Here is a 25,040-nt window from a genome sequence, read left to right as displayed (position 1 = left end):
CCGCGCCGCCGGCGCGAACAGCCCACGCGTCGCGCGCGGGGCTCGGCCAACCTTGGGAGAGACAGCATGAACCCGGTCATCGAGATCGACGTCGCGCCGCCCTTGGCGACCGTATGGCTCAACCGTCCCGACAAGCACAACGCCTTCGAGGAGACGCTGATCGCGGCGCTGAGCGACGCGCTCGCCGGGCTGGCGGCGCGCGACGAGGTACGGGTGCTGATGCTCGCCGGGCGCGGGCCGAGCTTCTGCGCCGGCGGCGACCTCAACTGGATGAAGAAAAGCGCCGCCTATGGTGAGGCGGAAAACCTCGCCGACGCGCGCGCGCTCGCGGCGCTGATGCAGGCGCTGCACGATTTCCCGAAACCGGTGATCGGCCTCGTGCACGGCGCAGCCTACGGCGGCGGCGTCGGCCTGGCCGCCTGCTGCGACGTGGTCGTCGCCAGCGAAACCGCGCGCTTCTGCCTGTCTGAAGTCAAGCTCGGACTGATCCCGTCGGTGATCGCCCCCTACGTGATCGAGAAGATCGGCGCGTCGGCGGCGCGGCGCTACTTTCTCGGCGCCGAGGCATTCTCGGCCGTCACCGCGCGGGAAATCGGCCTAGTGCACGAGGTGGTCGACGAGCTCGAGGTGGCGACCACGGCGACGAGGTTGGCCGAGCTGTTCGCGCGCAACGGTCCGCAAGCGATGCGTGCGGCGAAGACGCTGATCCGCGACGTCGCCGGCCGGCCGATCGACGACGCGCTGGTCGAGGACACCGCGCAGCGCATCGCACGCATCCGCGTCGGCGCCGAGGGCCAGGAAGGCTTAGCCGCCTTTCTGGAAAAGCGCGCGCCGCGCTGGCGCTGACGGTGTGGCCCCACCCATGGGGCACGCGCGAAACATGTAGGCCGCACCGGCGCGCAAGGCGGTGGCCCGTCGGAATCGAACAGCCCGACAGGCCGTTTCCCACCAGACCAGGAGCCGGTCTCACGCCATCGACCGCCGATAAATCACGTGATAGACCAGAGCCACCAGCACGCTGCCGCCGAGGAGGTTGCCGGCGATCACCAGGCCCAAATTACGCAACACCCCAGCCCACACCAGCGCATCCGCCATAGGAATGCCGGGGGACACGCTATCTTTCAGCAACATTGCCAATGGAAGCAGATACATATTGGCGACGCTGTGTTCGAAGCCCGCCGCCACAAAGGCCGAGACCGGGAAGACGATCGCCACCGCCTTGTCGGCCACGCTCCGGCCAGCCATCGCCATCCAAACAGCCATGCACACCAGGGCATTGCAAAGCACCCCTTTCCAGAACAGCTCTCCCGAAGGCGCCGCGCACTTGAGCGCCGCCAGCCTTACCACCTGCTCAGCCACCAAACCCTGGTTCATTGCCGGATGACCAGACAACCAGACCAGGGTCGCCAGGCCTGCCGCGCCGACGAAATTGGCCGCGCACACGACGGCCCAGTTGCCAAGCAGCTCGCGGCTCGTGATCTGGCCTGCGGCCCACGCCATCACCAGCAGATTGTTGCCGGTAAATAGCTCGGCCCCGGCGACGATGACCAGCAGCAGCCCCAGCGAGAAAGCGACGCCACCCAGCACGCGTGAGGCGGCGAAGCCGAGACCGGGGTCGCTCGCTATCAGCACGAAATACAGCGCGCCCAGGCCGATGAAAGCCCCCGCGAGCCCTCCCAGCATGGCCATGCGCAGCAAGGGCAGCCGTGCTTTCGCGACGCCGATTTTTTCGACTTTCTCGGCGATCTGCGCCGGAGAGAAGGCATCGAATCCATACATTTCCATGCCCAGGACCTCAGCCGTCCGGTTTCTCAAGTCTGACCGCGGTCACCTTGTACTCCGGCGCGTGCACGAGGCGGTCGCGCACCGACGAGGTCAGTTGGTTCACGAACAGGTCGGGGCGATGAAAGGACGTGAAAAGTTGTCCCGGCCGCATCGCCGGGGTGACGTGCACGGGCAGGCAGGCATGACCGTAACGACTGCGGACCCGGACAATGTCGCCGTCCTTGAGGCCGTAAGCGGCGGCGTCGACGGGGGCGATATCGAGCGTGTCCGAAGGGGCAAGCGTGGCGTTAGGCGTCCGGTAGCTCATCGTGCCCGCGTTGAAGTGGTTGAGCGTGCGCCCGGTCGTCAGCAGCAGCGGGTAGGTGTCGTCCACCTGCTCCGGCGTCGCGACGAAGGGGATCCTTGCCAATTCCGCCGCCTTGCCGTCGGCGAAGTGGTCGGCGTGCAGCACGGGGGTGCCGGGGTGCCGCTCGTCGGTGCAAGGCCAGTTCGGGCTGTCGTTGTCGAGGCGCGGGTAGGACAGCCCGGCGCCGGCCGGCCAAAGCGCGCGCACTTCATTCCAGACCGCTTCCGGGCCGTCGAAGGCGAAACCGTCCGGCTTGCCCAGACGCTCGGCCAAGGCCTGGATGATCCACCAGTCGGGCTTGGCGTCCCCTGGCGGCGGCAGCACCTGCCTGACCCGCTGCACCCGGCGGTCGGAGTTCATGAAGGTGCCGTCCTTCTCGAAGACCGACGCGGCGGGAAAGAACACGGTGCCGAAGGTGGCGGTTCGGTTAAGAAACAGGTCCTGCACGATCAGCAGGTCGAGTCGGGACAGCGCCGTACCGGTTTCCGCCGCATCGGCGAGCGACTGATAGATATCGTAGCCGAACGCCCAGATCGCCTTGAGTTCGCCGTCCCGGGCGGCGTCCATCATTTGCAGCAAGTCAAGACCGTGCGAGGCAGGCAGCTTGCGTCCCCACACGGCCTCGAAACGAGGCCCGGCGTCCTTGAAGGACTGGGCCCCGGTTAGCGACGCCGGGTCGCAGCCCATCTGCGCCGCGCCCTGCACGTTGTTCTGGCCGCGTAAGGGGTTGATGCCGGCACCGGGCTTGCCGAGGTTGCCGGTCAGCAGGGCGAGGTTGATCAGCGCCATCACCCCCTCGGTGCCCTGCAGATGCTCGGTCACGCCGAGGCCATGAAAACACATCGACGGCCGGCCCGCGGCGTAGAGACGGGCCGCCGCGCGGATGTCCCCCGCCGCCACGCCGCAGACGGCCGCCATTTTCTCGGGCGTATAGTCGGCGACGAAGGCGACGTAGTCGGCAAAGCCGACCACCCGCGCGGCAACGAAATCGCGATCGACGAGCCCTTCTTCGACCAGCGTCGCCGCCATGGCGTTGAACAGCGGCACATTGCCGCCCGGTCGCACCGCCAGGTGCACGTCGGCCAGCGCCGCCAGTTCGGTGCGCCGCGGGTCGACGACGATCAACCTGGCGCCTTGCAGCACCCTCTGCTTGATCCGGGCGCCGACGACGGGATGGTTCTCGGTTGGGTTCGCGCCGCACAGCAAGAAGGCGTTCGTCGCCTCGATGTCGTCGAAAGCGTTGGTCGCCGCGCCCGTGCCGAGCATGGTCTTCAGTGCCTTGGCGCTCGGCGTATGGCAGACGCGTGCGCAGCAGTCGACATTGTTGGTGCCGATCACGACGCGGGCGAATTTCTGCGCGAGGTAGTTTTCTTCGTTAGTGGCGCGCGCCGAACCGAGCACCCCCACCGCATCCGGGCCATGGCGGTCGACGATTTCCTGCAGCCGCCTGGCGGTAAAATCGAGGGCCTCGTCCCAGCAGACCGGCTCCCAGCCGCCGTCACGGCGGATCATCGGCGACGTGATCCTGTCGTCGGCGTGGTTGAAGTCGAAGGCGTAGCGCCCCTTCACGCACAGGTGCCCTCGGTTGACCGGGCTGTTGGCCGGCCTGACGGCGACCACCCGGCCGGCAGACCGGCCGACTTCCATCTGGCAGCCGACGCCGCAATAGACGCAGCTTGTGCGGGTCCAGTTGTCCGGCTCGGCCGTGACGCGCTTGTCGAATAGCGCACCGGTCGGGCAGGTGTCGACGCAGGCACCGCAGCCGACGCAGCCGCCCGACAGCAGGGTGTCGCCCTTCCCGGGGGCGATGCGCGTGCCTTCCCCCCTCCCCCACGCCTCCCACACGAACTGCCCCTGCACCTCCTCGCAGATGCGGACGCAGCGGTAGCACTGGATGCAACGTTCCATCGCCGTGCCGATATAGGGATGGCTGTCGTCGTGGAAGAGGTCGCGATGGACGTCGCCGCCGGCTTCGACGCCGTATTCGGCGAGCAAGCGATGGAAGGGGTGGAGGGGTTCGGCCAGCACCGCCTCTTTCGGGTAATGACGGGCGATCAGTTGCAGATTGGTTCGGCGCAGGGTCTCCAGTTCGGCCGTCCGGGTCCTCACGCGCATGCCGTCGTGGACAGGGGTGGCGCATGCGGCGACCGGCCTTGCTTCGCCGTCGACCTCGACGATGCACAAGCGGCAGGCGCCGAACGGCTTCAGGCGCGCGTCGTGACAAAGATGCGGCACGTCGATGCCGGCCGTTTGCAGCGCGTCGAGCAGGCTGGTGCGCTTGGCCAGCACGAGAGGTTTGCCGTCCAGGGTCAGTCGAAACATGCCTCTATCTCCCCGCCGAAGTGGCGCTGCACCGAACGGGCAAACTCGGCCAACCCTCTTCCGTGCCCGCACAGACTGGTTGCGGCCAGCGCGTCTACGAGCGCCGTATAGTCCGAGCGGTCGATTCGCCCGCCATTTTTCGCCTCGTGGAGCAGCTCGGCCAACCGTGGCGCGCCAAGATGGCAAGGCGTGCATTTTCCGCAGGACTCGCGGGCGCCGAAGCGGAACACCTGCGCGGCGATGTCAAGGAGGGAAGTGTCGTCGGCAAAGGCGATCACGCCGCCATGTCCGACGGCGCAGTCGATGGACTGCATCTCCTCATAACCGAGCCGGGTCGACAGCAAGGCCGGCGGCACGATGCCGGCGAGCGGCCCGCCGACCATCAAACCTTTGAGTGCGCCACGCCTGAGTCCCCCGCCCAGCCGTTCGACGACATCGGACAGCGCGACGCCGAACTCCACCTCGTAGAGCCCGGGGCGCCGGAACAGCGAATTGAGCGAAAGCAACTTGGTGCCCCGGCTTTGCGAAAAACCGAGCGCGGCGTACGCGCTGGCGCCGTGGTTCACGATCCACGGGATCGCGCACAGGGTCTCGACGTTGTGGACCAGCGTCGGCGCACCGAACAGGCCCTGCTCGGTAACCTGCGGCGGACGCAGCCTCGCCTCGGGGCGCCGCCCCTCGAGCGCGTTGAGCAGCGCCGTCTCCTCGCCACAAAGATAGCTGCCCTCGCCCATCACCAGTTCAAGATCGAATGACGGCCCGAACCAGTCGGCGGCGCGCGCCTCGAGCAGCGCGGCGGAAACGACGCGTGCCGCCTGCGGGTACTCTTTGCGCAGGTAGATGTAGCCCTTTGTCGCGCCGACGGCGCGCGCCGCGATGGCGGCCGCCTCGAGAAGGCAGAACGGGTCGTCTTCGAGCAGGAAACGGTCCGAAAACGCCCCCGGGTCCCCCTCGTCGGCGTTCACGACCAGGTATTTGACGCGTGCGCGCTGCTCCGCCGTGAGTTGCCACTTGCGTCCGGCGGGAAAGCCCGCGCCGCCGCGCCCGCGCAGACCAGAGGCCTCGACCAGCCCAATCAGCTGCGACGGCGTCAGGTGCTGCGCCTTGAGCCGCGCAGCGCCGCCGCCCCGGGCACGATAGCTGGCGAGGTCGCGCACGCCGCCGGCCAGCACATTGTTGAGCAGCACGGAACGGCGACCGTGGACGCCGATATGGGGACGCGTATCGTGCCCGGCATCGCTGGGGCCCGCGTAGCACTTACCCACGCAGTAGACGGGGGGGACTTGCCTCGTCGCGCGCTGCCAGCGTTCGGCATCGTCGGCCCGGGCCGCAAAACAGGCCAAGCCGCTGCACGCACAATCGCTCAATGAACATCCCGCCAGATGGTAGAAGGTAGACGCCGCGGCGTGGCGCTGTATGGGCTTCATCGACGTCCTTCCGAGTGGCGGTCCCGGAGATTCCGGAGGCACGGTGCGGAACATGGTTGCTTCAAACTATAGCGAGGGGAAGCGCAGAAAAGCCAACCCGGACCCATCGACTGCAGGCCAGGCATGCCGAAAAGGAGGGCGCCACCGATTCTGCCCCTCCGCCGCCGCCAGCCACGTCGCTGCCGCGCCACTCTCGAACAACGCGGCAACGGCAGATAGGCCGCACGTCGCTGTGTTAAACTGGGCGGCCGAACGCCAAGTCAAACCGACGACCCTAGCCGACCCATGCTCAAAAGCCTCGTGGGCTTTGCCCTCACCCTCGTCCTGCCCGCCGCGCTCGCCGCGCCCGTCGTCACCCTCGTCACCAACAAGGGCGAGATCGACATCGCGCTCGACGAGCAGCGCGCGCCCAGAACCGTCGCCAACTTCACCCAGTACGTGAAGGCCGGCCACTACAACGGCACCGTGTTCCACCGCGTGATCGACGGTTTCATGATTCAGGGCGGCGGCTTCGTGCCCGAATCCAGCCTGTTGGGCGTCAAGCTCGTGCAGAAGCCGACGCGCGCCCCGATCCCGAACGAAGCGGCCAACGGGCTCAAGAACACCGTCGGCACCGTCGCGATGGCGCGCACCGGCGACCCGCACTCGGCCACCAGCCAGTTCTTCATCAACGTGGCCGACAACGATTTCCTCAACCACCGCGCCCCGACAGGCCAAAGCTGGGGCTACGCGGTATTCGGCCGCGTGACCCGCGGCATGGACGTGGTGAACCGCATCGCCAAGACCCGCACCGGCTCGATGTCCGGCATGACCGACGTTCCGCAGGAACCGATCGTCATCGTGAAGGCGGTCCTCAAGCCCTGACCCAACCCGACACAAGCGAGACAAGCATGATCAAGCTCAGCACCAACTTCGGCGACATCCTGATCGAACTGGATCACGAAAAAGCGCCGAAAACCGCCGCCAACTTCGAAGCCTACGTGACCGCAGGCCACTACGACGGCACCATCTTCCACCGCGTGATCAACGGCTTCATGATCCAGGGCGGCGGCTTCACCAAGGAAATGGAACAGAAGCCGACGCTGGAACCGATCCAGAACGAGGCCAACAACGGCCTGAAGAACGAGGCCTACACGCTGGCGATGGCGCGCACCATGGCGCCGCACTCGGCGACCGCCCAGTTCTTCATCAACGTCGTCGACAACGACTTCCTGAACTTCAGCTCGGAAAGCTCGCAAGGCTGGGGCTACTGCGTGTTCGGCCGCGTGGTCGAGGGCAAGGAGGTGGTCGACCGCATCAAGACCGTCAAGACCGGCCGCTCGGGCATGCACCAGGACGTGCCGGTCGAGCCCGTCGTGATCGAGAAGGCCGAGATCGTCTAAACCGCACCGGCCCGCCTCGCGCGGGCCTTTTTCCGCCATGGCCACCCATTTCATCTCCGACCTGCACCTGTGCGAGGCGACGCCCGCGCTCAACCGCCTGTTCGTCGACACGCTCGCCGCCTGGCGCGGCCGGATCGACGCGCTCTACATCCTCGGCGACCTGTTCGAATACTGGGTCGGCGACGACGACGACTCGCCGTTCAAGCGCGAGATGCTCGCCGCGATGAAGGCCTTCGCCGCCGAAACGCCGCTGTTCGTGATGCACGGCAACCGCGACTTTCTGCTCGGCCAAGGTTTCGAGACGGAAAGCGGCGCCACGCTTTTGCCCGAGCCCACCGAGGTCGAGCTTTACGGCCGGCGCTATCTGCTTTGCCACGGCGACGCGCTCTGCCGCGACGACGCGGCCTACCAGCAGTTCCGCGCGATGGTGCGCAACCCCGCGTGGCAACAGGCGCTCTTGGCCAAACCGTTGGCCGAGCGCCACGCGATCGCGGCGCAGATCCGCGCCGCCAGCGAAATGAAGAAGCAGGAAACCGGCCTGAGCGATATCGGCGACGTCACCGAGCTGGCGGTACTCGAGCTGCTGGCCGCGCACGACGCGCCGACGCTGATCCACGGCCACACGCACCGCCCGGCGCGCCACGACCACGCGCTGCCCGACGGCCGCGCCGCCGAGCGCTGGGTGATCGCCGACTGGCACGACGCCGCCGGCGGCTACCTGGTGGTCGACGCGACCGGCGTGCGGGCCCACCCGCTGCGCTGAGCCCGTCCTCCTTGCGAGCCGGCCGACGCGCCGGCTCTTTGCGTTTTCCAGACCGCCCGACCCGATGACCGCCACCCCTCCCCGTCCCGACCTGACGCCCGGCTACCCCGCGCTGATCCGCTTTGCGATCCCGGTCGCGCTCGCCGGCATGGCCACCCCGCTGATGGGCCTGGTCGACACCGCCGTGCTCGGCCGGCTCGGCGACCCGGCGGTGATCGCCGCCGCCGGCATCGGCGGCACCATCTTCACCGTGATCTACTGGTGCTTCAGCTTCCTGCGCTTCACCACCACCGGCCTCGTCGCGCAGGCGGCAGGCTCCATGAACGACGCCGAGATCGTGCTGGCGGGCCTGCGGCCCATGCTCGCCGCGCTCGCCGGCGGCGTCCTGCTGTGGCTCCTGCAATGGCCGATCGGCCTCGTCGCGATCAAGCTGTTGTCGCCGCCGGCCGAGGTCGTACCGTTGGCCGAGCAGTACTTCTACGCGCGCATCTGGTCGGCGCCGTTCACCTTGCTCGGTTACGCGCAGTTCGCCTGGCTGATGGGGCTGGGCCGCTCGCGCACGGTGATGGCGCTGCAGCTCGCGATGAACGCGCTGAACGCCTTGCTGTCGGCGCTGTTCGTGCTGGGCTTAGGCTGGGGCATCGCCGGCGCCGCGTGGGCGACGGTGACGAGCGAGGCGGCGATCAGCATCGCGACGACGGCCGTGATGCTGCGGCTGATCCCGCTGCCGCGCTGGCAGCGCGCGCTCGCGCAGGCCTTCGCCGGCCACGCGTGGCGGCGGCTGTTCTCGGCCAACGTCGACATCATGGTGCGCACGCTGCTCTTGACCGGCGCCTTCGCGCTGATGACCGAGCGCGGCGCGCAGATGGGCACGCTGGAACTGGCCGCGAACCAGATCCTCTTGCAGCTGTTCATGCTGTGCGCCAACCTGCTCGACAGCTTCGCGGTCGCCGCCGAAGTGCACGGCGCGCGCGCGATCGGCGCCGGCTCGCGCGCCGCGCTGATCGTCAACGTGCGCCGCGCCGCCTGGCTGTCGCTGGCATGGAGCGGCGTGCTCGCCGCCCTGCTCGCGCTGGTCGCGCCGTTCTTTCTGCCGACGATGAGCACCGACGTCGGCCTGCAGCGCGAGGCGCTGCGCTTCTGGCCGTGGCTGGTCGCGCTGCCGCTCGTGTGCATCTGGGCCTTCTTCTGGGACGGCGTGTTCATGGGCGCGGTCGCCACCCGCACGATACGCAACGCGATGATCGCCAGCTTCGCCGTCTACGTGCCGGCGCTGTTCGGCCTGTCGGCGGCCTTCGGCAACCACGGCGTGTGGGCGGCGATGCTGGTGCTGATGGCGATGCGCAGCCTGATGCTGACGCTCGCCTGGCCGCGGCTGCGCGACACGGTGCCGGCGCGCTGACGCGCCGCCCGAACGTCGCACGACAAAAAGCTCGGCCAACGTTGGCCGAGCTTTTTGTCTCGATACGCTTCCGCGCCGCTCAGCTCGAACAGCTGACCGACAGATCGCCCGCCCACTCGGGCGGGAAGGCCGCGTAGTCGTCGAACTCGGGCGCCTCGTCGAACGGGCGCGCGAGGCAGCGCATCAGCCGGTCGACCTCGGAGCAGTCGCCGTCGCGCGCGCGGCGGATCGCCGTCTCGGCCAGGTGGTTGCGCAGCACGTACTTCGGGTTGACCGCGTTCATCGCCGCGCGGCGCGCCGCCGCCTCGCGCTCCTCGGAGAGCAGCCGCTCGCGGTAGCGCGCGGCCCAGCCGTCGAAGGCGGCGCGGTCGAGGAACAGGTCGCGCAGCGCGTCGTTCTTCGCGCCGTCGGCGCTGTCGAAACCCGCCAGGCGGCGCCAGAAGATCGTGTAGTCGACGCGGTTGGCGTGCATCGCCAGCAACAGCGCCTCGGCCAGATCGACGTCGTCCGGCCGCGCGTCGGCGAGGCCGAGCTTGGCGCGCATCCTCGCCAGATAAGCGCCCTCGAAGCGCGCCTGGTAGCCGCGCAGCAGCGCGACCAGCTCCTCCTCCGGCACCAGCGGCAGGAAGGCCGACGCCAGGCAGTTGAGGTTCCACAGCGCGACCTGCGGCTGCTGGCCGTAGGCGTAGCGGCCGGCGTGGTCGGAATGGTTGCAGATGTGCGCGGCGTCGAAGCCGTCGAGGAAGCCGAACGGGCCGTAGTCTATCGTCAGGCCCAGGAGCGACATATTGTCGGTATTCATCACGCCGTGGCAGAAGCCGACCGCCTGCCAGTCGGCCATCAGGCGCGCGGTGCGCGCGATCACCTCGCCGACCAGCGCGGCGTAGGGCTGGGCTGAGTCCTGCAATTCGGGGAAATGGTGGCGCAGCGCGAAGTCGGCCAGCACGCGCACGCCGTCCTCGTCGCCGCGATGGTAGCAGTGCTCGAAGTGGCCGAAGCGCAGGAAGCTCTCGGCGACGCGGGTGACGACGGCGGCGGTCTCGACCGTCTCGCGGTAGACCGGCTCGGGCGAGCCGGCAATCGCCAGCGCGCGCGTGGTCGGGATGCCGAGGCCGGCCATCGCCTCCGAGCACAGGTATTCGCGGATGCTCGACCTGAGCACCGCGCGGCCGTCGCCCATGCGCGAGAACGGCGTCAGGCCGGCGCCCTTGAGCTGGATTTCCCAATCGCGGCCACGGCCGTCGCGCCACTCGCCGAGCAGCAGCGCACGACCGTCGCCGAGCTGGCCGGCCCACACGCCGAACTGGTGGCCGCTGTAGGCGGTCGAGAGCGGCGTCTTGCCGGGCGGCGCCGAACCGGCCAGGAGCGCGACGCCGTCGGGCTCGGCCAACCTTTCCGGGTCGAGGCCGAGCTCGCGCGCGAAGGCGTCGTTCAGGTGGACGAGACGGGGTTCGGGCAAGGCGGTCGGTTCGACCGCGCGGTAAAAGCGCGGCGGCAGCGTCGCGTAGCGCTGCGGCAACATGGCGAAGGGGTGCGTTTTCATGCCCCGATTGTAGCCGCACGCCCGCCGCGCAAACACGCGACGGCGGCGGGGTTATCGTCCCCTCACCCGGCGCCGGCGCGCGCGATCGCGTCCGGGTCCAGCCCCCAGACCGGCGCGAGCTCGGCGAGCAGCGCCGACAACACCGGCTCGCCGACGCGTTCCGACGGGTAAACGAACAGCAACTCCGCCGATTTGTGGTAATCGGGCAGGATCGTGACGCGACCCTGCGCGGCCAGCGGCTCGGCGCCGTCGCGGCGCGCCAGCGCGGCGCCGACGCCGGCGGCGACCAGCTCGAGCATGGTCGACAAGTGGTCGCATTCGGCGACCTTCTTCGGCGAAATATTCAGTTCCCGCCATAATTCCGCGGTGATCTTCGACAGGCTGGAGAACTGCGACACGCCGACCCACGGCAGCCGGCCGAGCTCCTTCGGCTGGCCGAGGTCGGCGCGCGCCTCCCAGCCCGGCGGCACGACGACGCACAGCGGCAGCTCGGCCAAGCTGACCGCGTTCACGTTCACGTAGGGGTTCTTGCCGAGGTAGAAGCCGCAGTCGAGCTCCTTCTTGCGCACCAGGTTCAGCACGTCGCCGGTCACGCCGTGCTGCAGCCGCAATTCGAGCAGCGGGTAGCGCTCGCTGAGCGCCGCGACCCACGGCCCGATGCGCAACAGCTCGGGCGTCAGCGTCACGCCGATCTGCGCGCGGCCGGACAGCTGCCCCTTGAGGCCGCGCGCGTGGTTCAACAACTCGCGCGCGGCGCCGAGGATGGCCTGGGCGCGCGGCAGCAGCTCCTGCCCGGCGCGCGTCAGCGTCACCCCGCCGGCCGAGCGCTCGAACAGCGGCATGCCGACCTCCTCCTCGACGGCCTTGATCTGGGCGGTAACCGCCGGTTGCGACAGGTGCAAGAGCTCGGCCGCCTGCGTCAGATGTCCCTGTTGGGCGACCGTGACGAAGGCGCGCAGTTGGTAGATTTCCATGGTGGTCCGGGCTTTCGGAAAGGCGTGGATCGCTAGGTGTTAACCCTATTCTGGGATGCGTCCGCGCGGCTTGTCGAGCCTAGGCAAACCCTAGAGACCCTGCCGCACGGAAGGGATTTCCGGACTCAAACACCATCGCAACTAATTGAAAAACATGGGTTTTTGCAACGCAACATCGGCGCGACAAATTTTGTCGATCAGAAAATGCGATTAGCAAGGCGCACGAGCGCTCTCGTACATTCAGGCTCAGCGAGTCCGCATGGACCGCCGTCTTCAAGGAGGATGCAATGAACGAAGAAGTTCTCAAGCGCGTGCAATCCAACCCGAAGTTTCTCGAGCTCGTGCACAAAAAAACGAGCCTGGGCTGGACCCTGACCCTGGTCATGCTGGCCATCTACTACGGCTTCATCCTGCTGCTGGCGTTCTCGCCGGCCACGCTGGGCACGCCGCTGGGCGGTGGCGTGATGACGGTCGGCATCCCGGTCGGGGTGCTGATCATCGTTTCCGCTTTCGTACTGACCGGCGTCTACGTGCGCCGCGCCAACACCGAGTTCGACCGACTCAACCAACAGATCGTCGAGGAGGCCAAGCAATGAAGCGCTGGCATACCCCCCTGGCCGCGACCGGCCTTGCCCTGGCTCCGGCGTTCGCGCTGGCCGCCGGAGCCATCGAAGGCGAGGTCAAGCAGGCGGCGACCAACTGGCACGCCATCATCATGTTCTTCCTCTTCGTCGCCTTCACGCTCGGCATCACCTACTGGGCGGCGCGACGCACCAAGTCGGCCAGCGACTTCTACGCCGCCGGCGGCGGCATTTCCGGCTTCCAGAACGGCCTGGCGATCGCCGGCGACTACATGTCGGCCGCGTCCTTCCTCGGCATTTCGGCGATGGTGTTCGACAAGGGCTACGATGGCCTGATCTACTCGATCGGCTTTCTGGTCGGCTGGCCGGTGATCCTGTTCCTGGTCGCCGAGCGGCTGCGCAACCTCGGCAAGTACACCTTCGCCGACGTCGCCTCCTACCGCCTCAAGCAGACCCCGGTGCGCATCTTCGCCGCCACCGGCACGCTGGTCGTGGTCGCGCTCTACCTGATCGCGCAGATGGTCGGCGCCGGCAAGCTGATCCAGCTGTTGTTCGGCATGAACTACACGTCCGCCGTCGTCATCGTCGGCGTGCTGATGGTGCTGTACGTGATGTTCGGCGGCATGCTGGCGACCACCTGGGTGCAGATCATCAAGGCGGTGATCCTGCTGTCGGGCGCGAGCTTCATGGCGATCATGGTGATGCAGTCGGCAGGCTTCAGCTTCGAGGGCATGTTCGCGAAAGCGGTCGAGGTTCACCCGAAGGCGAGCGAAATCATGGCGCCGGGCGGCCTGGTATCCAACCCGATCGACGCGATCTCGCTGGGCCTGGCGCTGATGTTCGGCACCGCAGGCCTGCCGCACATCCTGATGCGCTTCTTCACCGTCGCCGACGCCCGCGAGGCGCGCAAGTCGGTGTTCTACGCGACCGGCTTCATCGGCTACTTCTACATCCTGACCTTCATCATCGGCTTCGGCGCGATCTATCTGGTCGGCACCAACCCGAGCTTCCTCGACCCGGACGGCAAGATCATCGGCGGCAACAACATGGTCGCGGTGCACCTGGCCAACGCGGTCGGCGGCGACCTGTTCCTCGGCTTCATCTCGGCGGTGGCGTTCGCGACCATCCTCGCGGTGGTGGCCGGCCTGACGCTGTCGGGCGCCTCGGCGGTGTCGCACGACCTGTACGCCAGCGTGATCAAGAAGGGCAAGGCTAACGAGGCCGACGAGATCCGCGTCTCCAAGCTGACGACGCTGGCGCTGGGCGTGATCGCCATCCTGCTGGGCATCATCTTCGAGAAGCAGAACATCGCCTTCATGGTCGGCCTGGCGTTCTCGATCGCCGCCTCGGCCAACTTCCCGGTGCTGTTCCTGTCGATGTTCTGGAAGGGCCTGACCACCCGCGGCGCGGTGCTCGGCGGCTTCATCGGCCTGGCGTCGGCGGTGGTGCTGATCGTGATCGGCCCGACCGTGTGGGTTGACGTACTGCACAACGAGGCCGCACTGTTCCCGTACAAGAACCCGGCCATCTTCTCGATGACGCTCGCCTTCGTGTTCACCTGGCTGTTCTCGGTGCTCGACAGCTCGCGCCAGGCCAGCGACGAGAAGGCCAAGTTCGAGGCGCAGTTCGTGCGCTCGATGACCGGCATCGGAGCCTCCGGCGCCTCCAAGCATTAAGGCCGCAACCGCAATCCGGCCGCGCCCGCCACGGGCGCGGCCACAAAAAGCAAGACAGAAGGAGATGCCATGTCCACCCTCGAATCGATCCTGAAGGAAACCCGCAGCTTTCCGCCCGCCGACGACTTCCGCCGCAAGGCCGTCGTGTCCGGCATGGACGCCTACAACGCGCTGTGCGAGCAGGCCGACGACCACTACCTTTCCTTCTGGGGCGACCTGGCCCGCGAGCTGATTACCTGGAAAAAGCCGTTCTCGCGGGTGCTGGACGACAGCAAGGCGCCGTTCTTCAAATGGTTCGACGACGGCGTGCTGAACGTGTCGTACAACTGCCTGGACCGCCACCTGGCGCTGAACGGCAACAAGATCGCGCTGATCTTCGAGGCCGACGACGGCGAAGTCACCCGCGTCACCTACTCCGAACTGCACCGCCGCGTCTGCCAGTTCGCCAACGGCCTCAAGGGGCTGGGGGTCGGCCGCGGCGACCGCGTCGTGGTCTACATGCCGATGTCGATCGAGGCCATCGTCGCGATGCAGGCTTGCGCGCGCATCGGCGCGATCCACTCGGTGGTGTTCGGCGGCTTCTCGGCCGGCGCCGTCAAGGATCGCATCCAGGACGCCGGCGCCAAGATGGTGATCACCGCCAACGAGGGCGTGCGCGGCGGCAAGCGCGTGCCGCTGAAGGCGACCGTCGACGAGGCGCTCGAACTGGGCGGCGGCGAATCGGTCGAGCACGTCGTCGTCTACCAGCGCACCAACGGCGGCGCCGACTGGACCGAGGGCCGCGACGTCTGGTGGCACAAGCTGGTCGAGGGCCAGTCCGAGCAGTGCGAGCCGGAATGGATGAACGCCGAGGACCCGCTGTTCATCCTCTATACCTCGGGCTCGACCGGCAAGCCCAAGGGCATCCAGCACAGCAGCGCCGGCTATCTGCTCGGCGCGGCCAACAGCTTCCGCTGGGTGTTCGACTACAAACCGAACGACGTGTACTGGTGCACCGCCGACGTCGGCTGGATCACCGGCCACTCCTATATCTGCTACGGCCCGCTGGCCAACGGCGCGACGCAGATCATCTTCGAGGGCGTGCCGACCTACCCGGACGCCAGCCGCTTCTGGCAGATGATCGAGAAGCACAAGGTCACCATCTTCTACACCGCGCCGACCGCGATCCGCTCGCTGATCAAGCTGGGCGCGGACCTGCCCAAGCAGTACGACCTCTCCAGCCTGCGTCTCTTGGGCACCGTCGGCGAGCCGATCAACCCGGAAGCGTGGATGTGGTACTACGAGGTGGTCGGCGGCAGCCGCTGCCCGATCGTCGACACCTGGTGGCAGACCGAGACCGGCTCGATCCAGATCGCGCCGCTGCCGGGCGCCGTCGCGACCAAGCCGGGCTCGTGCACGCTGCCCTTGCCGGGCGTGATGGCCGACATCGTCGACGAATCGGGTGCGCCGGTCGAACCGGGCCGCGGCGGCTTCCTCGTCATCAAGAAGCCGTTCCCCAGCCTGGTGCGCACCATCTGGAACGACGACGAGCGCTTCAAGAAAACCTACTTCCCCGAGGAATTCAACGGCCAGTACTACCTCGCCGGCGACTCGGCCAACCGCGACGAGAACGGCTTCTTCTGGATCATGGGCCGCATCGACGACGTGCTGAACGTGTCCGGCCACCGCCTCGGCACGATGGAGATCGAGTCGGCGCTGGTCGCCAACCCGCTGGTCGCCGAGGCCGCCGTGGTCGGCAAGCCGCACGAGGTCAAAGGCGAGGCCGTGGTCGCCTTCGTGGTGCTCAAGGGCAGCCGCCCCGAGGGCGAGGACGCCAGGAAGGTGGCGTCCGAGCTGAAGAACTGGGTCGCGCACGAGATCGGCAAGATCGCCCAGCCGGACGACATCCGCTTCGGCGAGAACCTGCCCAAGACCCGTTCGGGCAAGATCATGCGCCGCCTGCTGCGTTCGATCGCCAAGGGCGAGGCGATCACCCAGGACACCTCGACGCTGGAAAACCCGCAGATCCTGCAGCAGCTGCAGGACATCCACTAAGGGCTCCTCACCCCTCTCGCGCCGACCCGCCGCGAGGGGCTTCTTCGCCGCACCGTCCCCGGTGCGGCTTTTTTGCGCCTGCCGCCGGCTTGAATGGCATCCGTCCGCCGTAGATAATTGCTTGTTTTGCCCAAACGGTATCGGCAACGCATGGATCTCGGACATTACCTGCTCGTGCTGGTCGCGGCCGTCCTCGTCAACAACGTGGTACTGGTGCGCATGCTCGGCCTGTGCCCGTTCATGGGCGTCTCCAAGAAGCTGGAGGCGTCGATCGGCATGGGCGCCGCCACCGCCTTCGTGCTGACGCTGGGCGCCGGTTCCAGCTACCTGATCAACGAGGCGCTGGGCGCGCTCGGCCTCGAATACCTGCGCACGCTGTCCTTCATCGTGGTGATCGCCGCCATCGTGCAATTCACCGAGATGCTGATCCAGAAGACCAGCCCGATGCTCTACCAGACGCTGGGCATCTACCTGCCGCTGATCACCACCAACTGCGCGGTGCTCGGCGTGCCGCTCCTGAACGTGCAGGAGCGGCACAGCTTCGCCGAGTCGCTGGTGTTCGGCTTCGGCAGCGCGGTCGGCTTCTCGCTGATCCTGATCCTGTTCGGCGCGATGCGCGAACGGCTCGAGGGTGCCGACGTGCCGGCGCCGTTCAAGGGGCCGGCGATCGCCTTCGTCACCGCCGGCCTGATGAGCCTGGCCTTCATGGGCTTCGGAGGCCTGGTCAAATGACCGCATTATTAATAAGGAATCGCCGATGAGCGCGATCCTGACCGCGATCGCGCTGATGGCGCTGATCGCCCTCGCGCTCGGCGCGGTGCTCGGCTACGCGTCGGTCAAGTTCCGCGTCGAGGCCGACCCGCTGGTCGAGAAGATCGACGCCGTACTGCCGCAGACGCAGTGCGGCCAGTGCGGCCACCCCGGCTGCCGCCCCTACGCGCAGGCGATCGCCGACGGCGTCGACGACATCAACAAATGCCCGCCCGGCGGCGAGGACGGCATCCGCAAGTTGGCCGAGCTGTTGGGCGTCGAGTACAAACCCTTCGACGAAGGCGCGGCGCAGCCCAAGCCCCGGGCGGTCGCCGTCATCGACGAGGCAAACTGTATCGGCTGCACGCTGTGCCTGCAGGCCTGCCCGGTCGACGCCATCCTCGGCGCCGCCAAGCAGATGCACACCATCATCGCGTCCGAATGCACCGGCTGCGAGCTGTGCATCGCGCCCTGCCCGGTCGACTGCATCGCGATGAAACCGCTCGAACCGACGCTCAAGACCTGGAAATGGGGCGAGCCGGTGATCCGCATCCACCCCGTCGAGGACACCCGCGCATGAGAGCGCTGTACGACTTCAACGGCGGCGTCCACCCACCCGAGCACAAGGCGATCTCGACCGGCACGCCGATCCGCCAGGCGCCGGTGCCGCCGCGCCTTTACGTGCCGATGAGCCAGAGCCTTGGCAACGCCGCGCTGCCCTGCGTCGCCGTCGGCGACACGGTACTCAAGGGCCAGAAAATAGCCGAGCCCGACGGCCGCCTGTCGGCGGCGGTGCACGCGCCGACTTCGGGCCGCGTCGTCGCCATCGCACCGCACGCCTACCCGCACCCGTCCGGCCTGAGCGAGCTCGCCGTCGTCATCGAGCCCGACGGCCGCGACGCGTGGACCGAACGCCGACCGGTCGCCGACTGGCGCGTCCGCCCCGCCGGCGAGCTGCTCGCCCGACTGGCCGAGATGGGCGTGGTCGGCCTCGGCGGCGCCGTGTTTCCGACCCACCTGAAGGCCGCCGCCAGCGCGCTGGACACGCTGGTGATCAACGGCGCAGAGTGCGAACCCTTCATCAGTTGCGACGACATGCTGATGCGCGAGCGCGCCGGTGGCATCGTCGACGGCATCCGCGTGCTCGCCCACCTGACGCAGCCGCGCGAGGTGCTGATCGGCGTCGAGGACAACAAGCCCGAGGCGATCGCCGCGCTGCGGCAGGCCTGCGCCGGCAGCGGCTTTACGGTCGTTGCCGTGCCGACCAAGTATCCGAGCGGCGGCGCCAAGCAACTGATCCGCATCCTGACCGGCAAAGCCGTGCCGCACGGCACCCGCTCGACCGAAATGGGCGTGCAGTGCTTCAACGTCGCCACCGCCTACAGCGTCGGCCGGGCGATCGTCCACGGCGAGCCGGTGATCAGCCGCATCGTCACCCTGACCGGCGACGTCGAGCGCCCGCACAACGTCGAGGCGCTGCTGGGTACGCCGGTGCGCTTTCTGATCGAGTACGCCGGCCGCCGCGCCGGCGTCGACGCGGTACTGATGGGCGGGCCGATGATGGGCTTCGCGCTGCCCGACGAGGACGCCGGCATCACCAAGGCGAGCAACTGCCTGATCGCGAAAAGCCCGGCCGTGCTGCCGCCGCGCCCGGCGGCCATGCCGTGCATCCGCTGCGGCGAATGCGCGAGCGCCTGCCCGGTCGAGCTGCAGCCGATGGACCTCTACTGGTTCGCCAAGGCGAAGAACTTCGGCAAAGCGCAGGAGTGGCACCTGTTCGACTGCATCGAATGCGGCGCCTGCAGCTACGTGTGCCCGAGCCAGATTCCGCTGGTCGACTACTACCGCTACGCCAAGGGCGAGATCTGGGCCGCCGAGCACGACAAGAAGGCCGCCGACCGCGCGCGCGCGCGCCACGAGTTCCGTCAGTTCCGCCTCGAGCGCGACAAATCGGAGAAGACGCAGCGACTCGCCGAGCGCGCCGCGATCAAGGAAAAGGAACTGGCCGCCAGCCTCGGCCAACCCGCGGCGCCGGCGCCCCGCGCCGCCGAGCCAGCCGTCGCCGACGACGACGCGAAGAAGGCCGCCATCCAGGCCGCGATGGAACGCGCCGCCGCGCGCAAAGCCGAGAAACAGACCGGCGAGGCCGCACCGGCCGGGCCCGCGCCCGCCGCCGCCCTCGACGACGCGAAGAAGGCCGCCATCCAGGCCGCGATGGAACGCGCCGCCGCGCGCAAAGCCGAGAAGCCGGCGGCGCGCGACGCGGCGCAGCAGAAAGACGACAAGGAACGATGATCTCCTCCCCCTTCATGGCCCGGCCGACGACGGTGTCGGTGGTGATGCTCAAGGTGCTCGCCGCGCTCGTGCCGGGCGTCGTGCTGTCGGTGTACTTCTACGGCGTCGGCGTGCTGGCTCAGCTCGCGCTGGCGAGCGCGACCGCGCTCGTCGCCGAGGCGGCGATGCTCAGGGCACGCGGCCAGCCCGTCGCCGTCTTCCTCAAGGACGGCAGCGCGCTCGTCACCGCGTGGCTGCTGGCGCTGGCCATGCCGCCGCTGGGGGCGTGGTGGCTGGTCGTGGTCGCGACCGCCTTCGCCATCGTCATCGCCAAGCAGCTCTACGGCGGCCTCGGCAACAATCCGTTCAACCCGGCGATGGTCGGCTTCGCGGCGATGATCGTCGCCTTCCCGGCGCAGATGGCGCAATGGGGCTCGGCCGTCGCGCCGCTGTCGGCGCCCGAGCAACTGGCCTACATCTTCGGCCGCGCGCTGCCGGCCGGCATCGACGCGATCGTGTCGGCGACGCCGCTCGACCATCTGAAGACGCAACTGAGCCTGGGCGTGCCGATCGCGACCACCTTGGCCGAACCGCTGCACGGCCGCGCCGCCGGCCAGTGGGTCGCCGCCGGCTACCTGGCCGGCGCGCTGTGGCTGTGGCAGCAGCGGCTGATCCCGTGGCAGACGCCGGTCGCCATGCTCGCCGGCGTCGCCACGCTGGCGCTGCCCCTGTGGCTGCTCGACCCGGCGCGCTACGCCGACCCGCTGTTCCACCTGTTCGCCGGCGCGACGATGCTCGGCGCCGGCTTTATCGTCACCGACCCGGTGTCCGGCCCGACCACGCCGCGCGGCCGGCTGATCTTCGGCTTTCTCGTCGGCGTGCTCGTCTACGTGATACGCGTGTTCGGCGGCTTTCCCGATTCGATCGCCTTCGCGGTGCTGATCATGAACATCGCCGTACCCTTCATCGACCACACGACGCGGCCGCCGGTCTTCGGCGCGAAGAAGGGAGGCCGCGCATGAAGCACACGCCGCAGGCGCAGGCGATGCGCAGCGCGCTGACGCTGCTGGCCTTCGCCGTCGTCGCCACCGCCGTGCTCGGCACCACCTGGGCGCTGACCGCCGACCAGATCGCGGCCAACGAGGCGGCGGCACGCGCCGCGCTGCTTTCCCAGGCGCTGCCGCCGGGCAGCTTCGACAACGACCTCGTCGCCGACGCCCGCCCGCTGCCGGCGCGCGACGCCGCGATGCTCGGCCGCGACACGGCGCGCGTCTACCCGGCGCGGCTCGCCGGCCGCTTGAGCGGCCGCGTCTTCGAGGCCGCCGCGCCCAACGGCTACGGCGGCCGCATCGAACTCCTGGTCGGCGTCGACGCCGCCGGCGCCGTCACCGGCGTGCGCGTCGTCTCGCACAAGGAAACGCCGGGGCTGGGCGACTATATCGACAGCGCCAAGAGCGCCTGGTCCGCGCAGTTCGCCGGCGTCGCCGACGCGCCCGGCATGGCGTGGGCCGTGAAGAAGGACGGCGGCCGCTTCGACGCGCCGGCCGGCGCGACGATCTCGGCGCGCGCGGTCGCCGCCGCCGTCGGCCGCGTCGCGCGCTACGCGCGCGAGCACCCGCACCTCGCGAACCCCTAAGCCCCGGAAAGAGCGATGCAGACATCCCCCTCCCCCGCCGAAAACGCCCCGACCGCCGAGCCGGGGCGCTGGCGCAAGCTCGCCGTCGACGGCCTGTGGAAGCAGAACCCCGGCCTCGTGCAACTGCTCGGCCTGTGCCCGGTGCTGGCGGTCAGCTCGACCGCGGTCAACGGCATGGCGCTGGGTCTGGCGACCACGCTGGTCACCGCGCTGTCGGGCGCGGCCGTCGCCGCCGTGCGCCACTACATCCCGAACGAGATCCGCAACCCGGTGTTCATCCTGATCATCGCCGCGCTGGTCACCTGCGTCGACCTGACGATGAACGCCTACCTGCACGCGCTGTACGGCGTGCTCGGCATCTTCATTCCGCTGATCACGACCAACTGCATCGTGCTGGCGCGCGCCGAGGCCTTCGCGTCGAAGAACCCGGCGCGCGAGGCGGCCTTCGACGGCCTGACGATGGGACTCGGGCTGACGCTGGTGCTGGCGGCGCTGGGCGCGCTGCGCGAACTGTTCGGCCGCGGCACGCTGTTCTCTGGCGCCGAGCTGCTGTTCGGCGAGCCAGGCCGGGCGCTGACCCTCCACCTGGTGCCGGCCGAGGCGAACTACCAGTTCCTGCTCGCGCTCCTGCCGCCGGGCGCCTTCATCGGCCTCGCCTGCCTGATCGCGGCCAAGAACGCGCTCGACGCGCGTACCAAGCGCCGCGCCGCGGCGCGACCGACCCAGGCCGAGCCGGACGCCGCGCCCGCCACGGAGGGCGCGCGATGAACGCCGCCAAACGCCGCCAGATCTTCGAGCGCCTGCGCGACGCCAACCCTTCGCCGACCACCGAGCTCGAATACGACACGCCGTTCCAGCTCTTGATCGCGGTACTGCTGTCGGCGCAGGCGACCGACGTCGGCGTCAACAAGGCGACGCGCCGGCTGTTCCCGGTCGCGCCGACCGCCGAGGCGATGCTGGCGCTCGGCGAGGAAGGGTTGGCCGAGCACATCAAGACCATAGGCCTGTACCGCACCAAGGCGAAGAATGCGATCGCGACCTGTCGCATTCTGGTCGAGCGGCACGGCGGCGAGGTGCCGCAGACGCGCGAGGCGCTCGAGGCGCTGCCCGGCGTCGGCCGCAAGACCGCCAACGTGGTGCTCAACACCGCCTTCGGCCAGCCGACGATCGCGGTCGACACGCACATCTTCCGCGTCGCCAACCGCACCCGCCTCGCCCCCGGCAAGGACGTGCGCGAGGTCGAGGACAAGCTGATGAAGGTGGTGCCGGCCGAGTTCCGTCTCGACGCCCACCACTGGCTGATCCTGCACGGCCGCTACGTCTGCAAGGCGCGCAAGCCCGAGTGCCCGCGCTGCCCCATCGTCGATCTCTGTGAATACCCTGCAAAACCGGTATGATTGAGCCATGGACCGCGCGTTTGCGCGCCGTTCTCCCCCCGCCACAAGAAAGGATTCCTTCAGTGACCCGGCTGTTACGTTCCGCGCTCGTTGCCACCTTGCTGGTCAGCACGCTCGCGGGCTGCGAGAAGATCGAAACCCTGTTCAAGGGCGACGGCGCCCCCGTCGCCGTGCCCGCCAAGGAGGACGGCACGGTGCAGATGCTGCTGCCCGACTTCACGCAGCTGGTCGACCGCGAAGGCGCGGCCGTGGTCAACATCCAGGCGAACAAGCTCGACCAGACCGCGCAGAGCGCCGCGCCGCTGCCCTTCCCCATCCCCGAGGACGACCCGCTCTACGATTTCTTCCGCCGTTTCATCCCGAACGCGCCGCAAGGGCCGGGTACGCCGCAGCAGCCGCAGGACCCGTCCGAGAGCCTCTCCTACGGCTCCGGCTTCATCATCAGCGAGGACGGCTACATCCTGACCAACGCGCACGTGGTCTCCGGCGGCAACCAGATCAAGGTGATGATGACCGACAAGCGCGAAATGAACGCGCGCCTGGTCGGCCTGGACAAGCGCACCGACGTCGCGGTGCTGAAGATCGAGGCCAAGGGCCTGCCCATCGTCAAGATCGGCGACCCGGCCGGCCTCAAGGTCGGCGAATGGGTCGCCGCGATCGGCGCGCCGTTCGGCTTCGAGAACACCGTGACCGCCGGCATCGTGTCGGCCAAGGGCCGCAGCCTGCCGGACGAGAACTACGTGCCCTTCATCCAGACCGACGTCGCGATCAACCCCGGCAACTCGGGTGGGCCGCTGTTCAACCTCAAGGGCGAGGTGGTCGGCATCAACTCGCAGATCTACAGCCGCTCGGGTGGCTTCATGGGCATCTCGTTCGCGATCCCGATCGACATCGCGATCGGCGTCGCCGACCAGCTCAAGGCCAAGGGCCGCGTCAGCCGCGGCCAGCTGGGCGTGCACATCCAGGAGGTGTCGCAGGAGCTGGCGCAGAGCTTCGGCCTCGACAGGCCGCGCGGCGCGCTGGTGGTCAACGTCGAGCCGAACGGCCCGGCATCGCGCGCCGGCCTGCAGATCGGCGACATCATCGTCGCGCTCAACGACAAGCCGGTCAGCAGTTCGAAGGAATTGCCGGTGATGATAGGCGCCTTGCAGCCGGGCACCAAGGTCAAGCTCGGCCTGTGGCGCAAGGGCAAGGCCGCGGCGGTCGAGGTACAACTGGGCGAACTCTCCGGCGACCCGCAGGCGGCGCAGCAGCCTGCGCCGCAGGGCGGCGAGCAGCAAAGCTACCAGTTCGGCAAGCTCGGCCTGACGCTGGCCGAACTGTCGGCTGCGCAGCGCGACGAGCTCGGCGTGCGCGGCGGCCTGCTGATCCAGAAGGCGCAGGGGCCGGCCGCGCGCGCCGGCCTGCAGCACGGCGACGTGATCATCGGCGTCAACCAGGTGCAGATCACCGACCTCAAGAGCTTCGAGACGGCGATCAACAGCGCCGGCAAGAACATCGCGCTGCTGGTGCGGCGCATGGAAACGACGCTGTTCGTACCGCTGCGCATCGACTGAAGCCCTCCTTTGCACACAGGCCGCCCGAGGGCGGCCTTTTGCTGCCCCCAGCCACCCGACCTTGCGGAGACTGCCATGGACTTCCTGACCACCGACCTCGTCGACGCGCACGAAGAAACCGTCCGCGTGCTCGACCCGATGCTGCGCCACTTCGGCGGCGCGACGCGCTTTTGCGGACCGATCGCCACCGTCAAGCTGTTCGAGGACAACTCGCTGGTGCGCGCGGCGCTGTCCGAGCCCGGCGCCGGGCGCGTGCTGGTGGTCGACGGCGGCGGCTCGCTGCGCTGCGCGCTGCTCGGCGACATGCTCGGCGAGCTGGCGGTGCAGAACGGCTGGGCCGGGGTGCTGGTATACGGCTGCGTACGCGATTCGGTCGCGCTCGCCCGGCTGCCGCTCGGCGTATGCGCGCTCGCCACCCACCCGAAAAAATCGCAGAAGCGCGGCGAAGGCCGCCGCGACGTGCCGGTCCGTTTCGGCGGCGTCGACTTCGTGCCCGGCCACTGGCTGTACGCCGACGAGGACGGTGTGCTGCTCGCCGACCGACCGCTGTGGTGACCGCGTCGCCACGATGAAAACGGCTCGGCCAACCTTGTTGAGGTTGGCCGAGCCGTTTGGACGGTATGCGACTTGCGGTCCGCCGCGCTCACAGGCCGACGTCGTCGTCCGGTGCCTGCACGCGGCCGTGATGGGACGGCAGCGCGTCCATGCGCGCCCGCAGGTGCACCGGCAACGCCGACAACACCGTCGGCGTCGCCCACAGCAGGTGCTCGCTCCACCAGGTATGGTGCTCGGGCAACAGCTGCAACGGGTCGTCGAGCGAACAGACCGTCAGGTCGATCTCGTCCGGCGACGAAGCGTGCTGGTAGGCCAGCGTCGCGCCGCAGTGCGGACAGAAGCCGCGCTCGACCGCCGCCGACGAATGGTAGACGCGCATCGGTTCGCCCTGCCATTCGACCTCGGCCAACCTGACGGTGAACCAGGTCACGAAGGCCGCGCCGCTCGCCTTGCGGCAACTGGCGCAATGGCAATGCGTGACATGGTAGGGCTCGCCGTAGACCCGATAACGGATCGCCCCGCACAGACAAGCTCCAGCCAGCACGCCCATCGCCCATCCCCCACCGGCGCGCCGCCACGGCGGCGGCCGTCCATGAATGACCCTGCAATTTCATTCATTATGCGGAAACAAAGCGCG

General features: G+C 68.6%; 23 protein-coding genes. 17 read left to right on the top strand and 6 right to left on the bottom strand.

The window, feature by feature from the left end; translation table 11 throughout:
- Positions 1-66 precede the first annotated feature (66 nt).
- Entirely contained in the window at positions 67-846 is a 780-nt protein-coding gene (locus EV683_RS03985) for an enoyl-CoA hydratase/isomerase family protein (RefSeq protein WP_131861912.1), read from the top strand.
- Between the two features lie 120 nt (positions 847-966).
- Here the strand turns inward: EV683_RS03985 and EV683_RS03980 are convergent, their stop codons facing one another.
- Genes EV683_RS03980 through EV683_RS03970 form a run of 3 tightly spaced genes read right to left on the bottom strand, consistent with a single transcriptional unit; the run spans position 967 to position 5,880 of the window.
- The gene (locus EV683_RS03980; RefSeq protein WP_131861911.1) at positions 967-1,785 is read right to left on the bottom strand and encodes a formate/nitrite transporter family protein; all 819 of its coding nucleotides are present in this window, start codon (positions 1,783-1,785) and stop codon (positions 967-969) included.
- A 10-nt stretch (positions 1,786-1,795) separates the two neighbouring features.
- The gene (gene fdhF, locus EV683_RS03975) at positions 1,796-4,453 is read right to left on the bottom strand and encodes a formate dehydrogenase subunit alpha (protein ID WP_131861910.1); all 2,658 of its coding nucleotides are present in this window, start codon (positions 4,451-4,453) and stop codon (positions 1,796-1,798) included.
- Positions 4,441-5,880: an NADH-ubiquinone oxidoreductase-F iron-sulfur binding region domain-containing protein gene (locus EV683_RS03970; protein ID WP_131861909.1), complete on the bottom strand. Its 1,440-nt coding sequence runs from the start codon at positions 5,878-5,880 to the stop codon at positions 4,441-4,443. Before EV683_RS03970 ends, fdhF begins: the two co-directional genes overlap by 13 nt.
- 285 nt (positions 5,881-6,165) lie before the next feature.
- Between EV683_RS03970 and EV683_RS03965 the strand changes: the two genes are divergently transcribed.
- The 4 genes from EV683_RS03965 (at position 6,166) to EV683_RS03950 (ending at position 9,427) form a co-directional block, all read left to right on the top strand.
- Entirely contained in the window at positions 6,166-6,744 is a 579-nt protein-coding gene (locus tag EV683_RS03965) for a peptidylprolyl isomerase (RefSeq protein ID WP_131861908.1), read from the top strand.
- Positions 6,745-6,770: 26 nt separating this feature from the next.
- Positions 6,771-7,262 carry a peptidylprolyl isomerase gene (locus tag EV683_RS03960; protein WP_066614361.1) on the top strand — a complete coding sequence of 164 codons (492 nt, stop codon included), beginning with the start codon at positions 6,771-6,773 and terminating at the stop codon, positions 7,260-7,262.
- A gap of 37 nt (positions 7,263-7,299) precedes the next feature.
- Positions 7,300-8,025: a UDP-2,3-diacylglucosamine diphosphatase gene (locus tag EV683_RS03955; RefSeq protein ID WP_131861907.1), complete on the top strand. Its 726-nt coding sequence runs from the start codon at positions 7,300-7,302 to the stop codon at positions 8,023-8,025.
- 64 nt (positions 8,026-8,089) lie between these two features.
- Positions 8,090-9,427, top strand: a complete 1,338-nt coding sequence (locus EV683_RS03950; protein ID WP_131861906.1) for an MATE family efflux transporter — start codon at positions 8,090-8,092, stop codon at positions 9,425-9,427.
- 79 nt (positions 9,428-9,506) lie between these two features.
- Here EV683_RS03950 and EV683_RS03945 read toward each other — a convergent pair whose 3' ends face one another.
- Entirely contained in the window at positions 9,507-10,970 is a 1,464-nt protein-coding gene (locus EV683_RS03945) for a protein adenylyltransferase SelO (protein WP_131861905.1), read from the bottom strand.
- A gap of 62 nt (positions 10,971-11,032) precedes the next feature.
- Positions 11,033-11,944, bottom strand: coding sequence for a LysR family transcriptional regulator (locus EV683_RS03940; RefSeq protein ID WP_131861904.1), 912 nt, complete (start codon positions 11,942-11,944; stop codon positions 11,033-11,035).
- Between the two features lie 287 nt (positions 11,945-12,231).
- On the opposite strand from EV683_RS03940, the gene EV683_RS03935 reads away from it, so the two are divergent.
- The 12 genes from EV683_RS03935 to rraA all read left to right on the top strand — a co-directional run bounded on the left by EV683_RS03935 (position 12,232) and on the right by rraA (position 24,403).
- A complete protein-coding gene (locus tag EV683_RS03935) occupies positions 12,232-12,540 on the top strand; it encodes a DUF485 domain-containing protein (protein WP_066614371.1) in 309 nt (102 codons plus the stop codon).
- Complete coding sequence (locus EV683_RS03930; RefSeq protein WP_066614373.1) at positions 12,537-14,201, top strand: cation acetate symporter; 1,665 nt, start codon at positions 12,537-12,539, stop codon at positions 14,199-14,201. The genes EV683_RS03935 and EV683_RS03930 overlap by 4 nt, the downstream gene beginning before the upstream one ends.
- Positions 14,202-14,270: 69 nt before the next feature.
- Positions 14,271-16,235 (top strand): acetate--CoA ligase, encoded by a 1,965-nt coding sequence (acs, locus tag EV683_RS03925; protein ID WP_066614375.1) that lies wholly within the window; start codon positions 14,271-14,273, stop codon positions 16,233-16,235.
- Positions 16,236-16,385: 150 nt separating this feature from the next.
- Positions 16,386-16,967 carry an electron transport complex subunit RsxA gene (rsxA, locus tag EV683_RS03920; protein ID WP_131861903.1) on the top strand — a complete coding sequence of 194 codons (582 nt, stop codon included), beginning with the start codon at positions 16,386-16,388 and terminating at the stop codon, positions 16,965-16,967.
- A 25-nt stretch (positions 16,968-16,992) separates the two neighbouring features.
- Positions 16,993-17,565 (top strand): electron transport complex subunit RsxB, encoded by a 573-nt coding sequence (gene rsxB, locus EV683_RS03915; RefSeq protein WP_207910397.1) that lies wholly within the window; start codon positions 16,993-16,995, stop codon positions 17,563-17,565.
- Positions 17,562-19,280, top strand: coding sequence for an electron transport complex subunit RsxC (gene rsxC / locus EV683_RS03910; RefSeq protein WP_131861902.1), 1,719 nt, complete (start codon positions 17,562-17,564; stop codon positions 19,278-19,280). Before rsxB ends, rsxC begins: the two co-directional genes overlap by 4 nt.
- Positions 19,277-20,281 (top strand): RnfABCDGE type electron transport complex subunit D, encoded by a 1,005-nt coding sequence (locus tag EV683_RS03905; RefSeq protein ID WP_131861901.1) that lies wholly within the window; start codon positions 19,277-19,279, stop codon positions 20,279-20,281. Before rsxC ends, EV683_RS03905 begins: the two co-directional genes overlap by 4 nt.
- Positions 20,278-20,895 (top strand): RnfABCDGE type electron transport complex subunit G, encoded by a 618-nt coding sequence (locus EV683_RS03900; RefSeq protein ID WP_066614382.1) that lies wholly within the window; start codon positions 20,278-20,280, stop codon positions 20,893-20,895. Before EV683_RS03905 ends, EV683_RS03900 begins: the two co-directional genes overlap by 4 nt.
- Positions 20,896-20,910: 15 nt before the next feature.
- Positions 20,911-21,663, top strand: a complete 753-nt coding sequence (locus EV683_RS03895; protein ID WP_131861900.1) for an electron transport complex subunit E — start codon at positions 20,911-20,913, stop codon at positions 21,661-21,663.
- The gene (gene nth / locus EV683_RS03890) at positions 21,660-22,292 is read left to right on the top strand and encodes an endonuclease III (RefSeq protein ID WP_131861899.1); all 633 of its coding nucleotides are present in this window, start codon (positions 21,660-21,662) and stop codon (positions 22,290-22,292) included. Before EV683_RS03895 ends, nth begins: the two co-directional genes overlap by 4 nt.
- A complete protein-coding gene (locus tag EV683_RS03885; RefSeq protein ID WP_131861898.1) occupies positions 22,289-23,848 on the top strand; it encodes a DegQ family serine endoprotease in 1,560 nt (519 codons plus the stop codon). Before nth ends, EV683_RS03885 begins: the two co-directional genes overlap by 4 nt.
- 75 nt (positions 23,849-23,923) lie before the next feature.
- Positions 23,924-24,403, top strand: coding sequence for a ribonuclease E activity regulator RraA (gene rraA, locus EV683_RS03880; RefSeq protein WP_066614391.1), 480 nt, complete (start codon positions 23,924-23,926; stop codon positions 24,401-24,403).
- Positions 24,404-24,491: 88 nt separating this feature from the next.
- On the opposite strand, the gene EV683_RS03875 is transcribed toward rraA, so the two are convergent.
- Complete coding sequence (locus tag EV683_RS03875) at positions 24,492-24,953, bottom strand: GFA family protein (RefSeq protein WP_082824237.1); 462 nt, start codon at positions 24,951-24,953, stop codon at positions 24,492-24,494.
- Positions 24,954-25,040: the final 87 nt, after the last annotated feature.

Source organism: Crenobacter luteus (assembly GCF_004345725.1).
Classification (GTDB): domain Bacteria; phylum Pseudomonadota; class Gammaproteobacteria; order Burkholderiales; family Chromobacteriaceae; genus Crenobacter; species Crenobacter luteus.
This window is presented reverse-complemented; position numbering and strand designations above follow the sequence as displayed.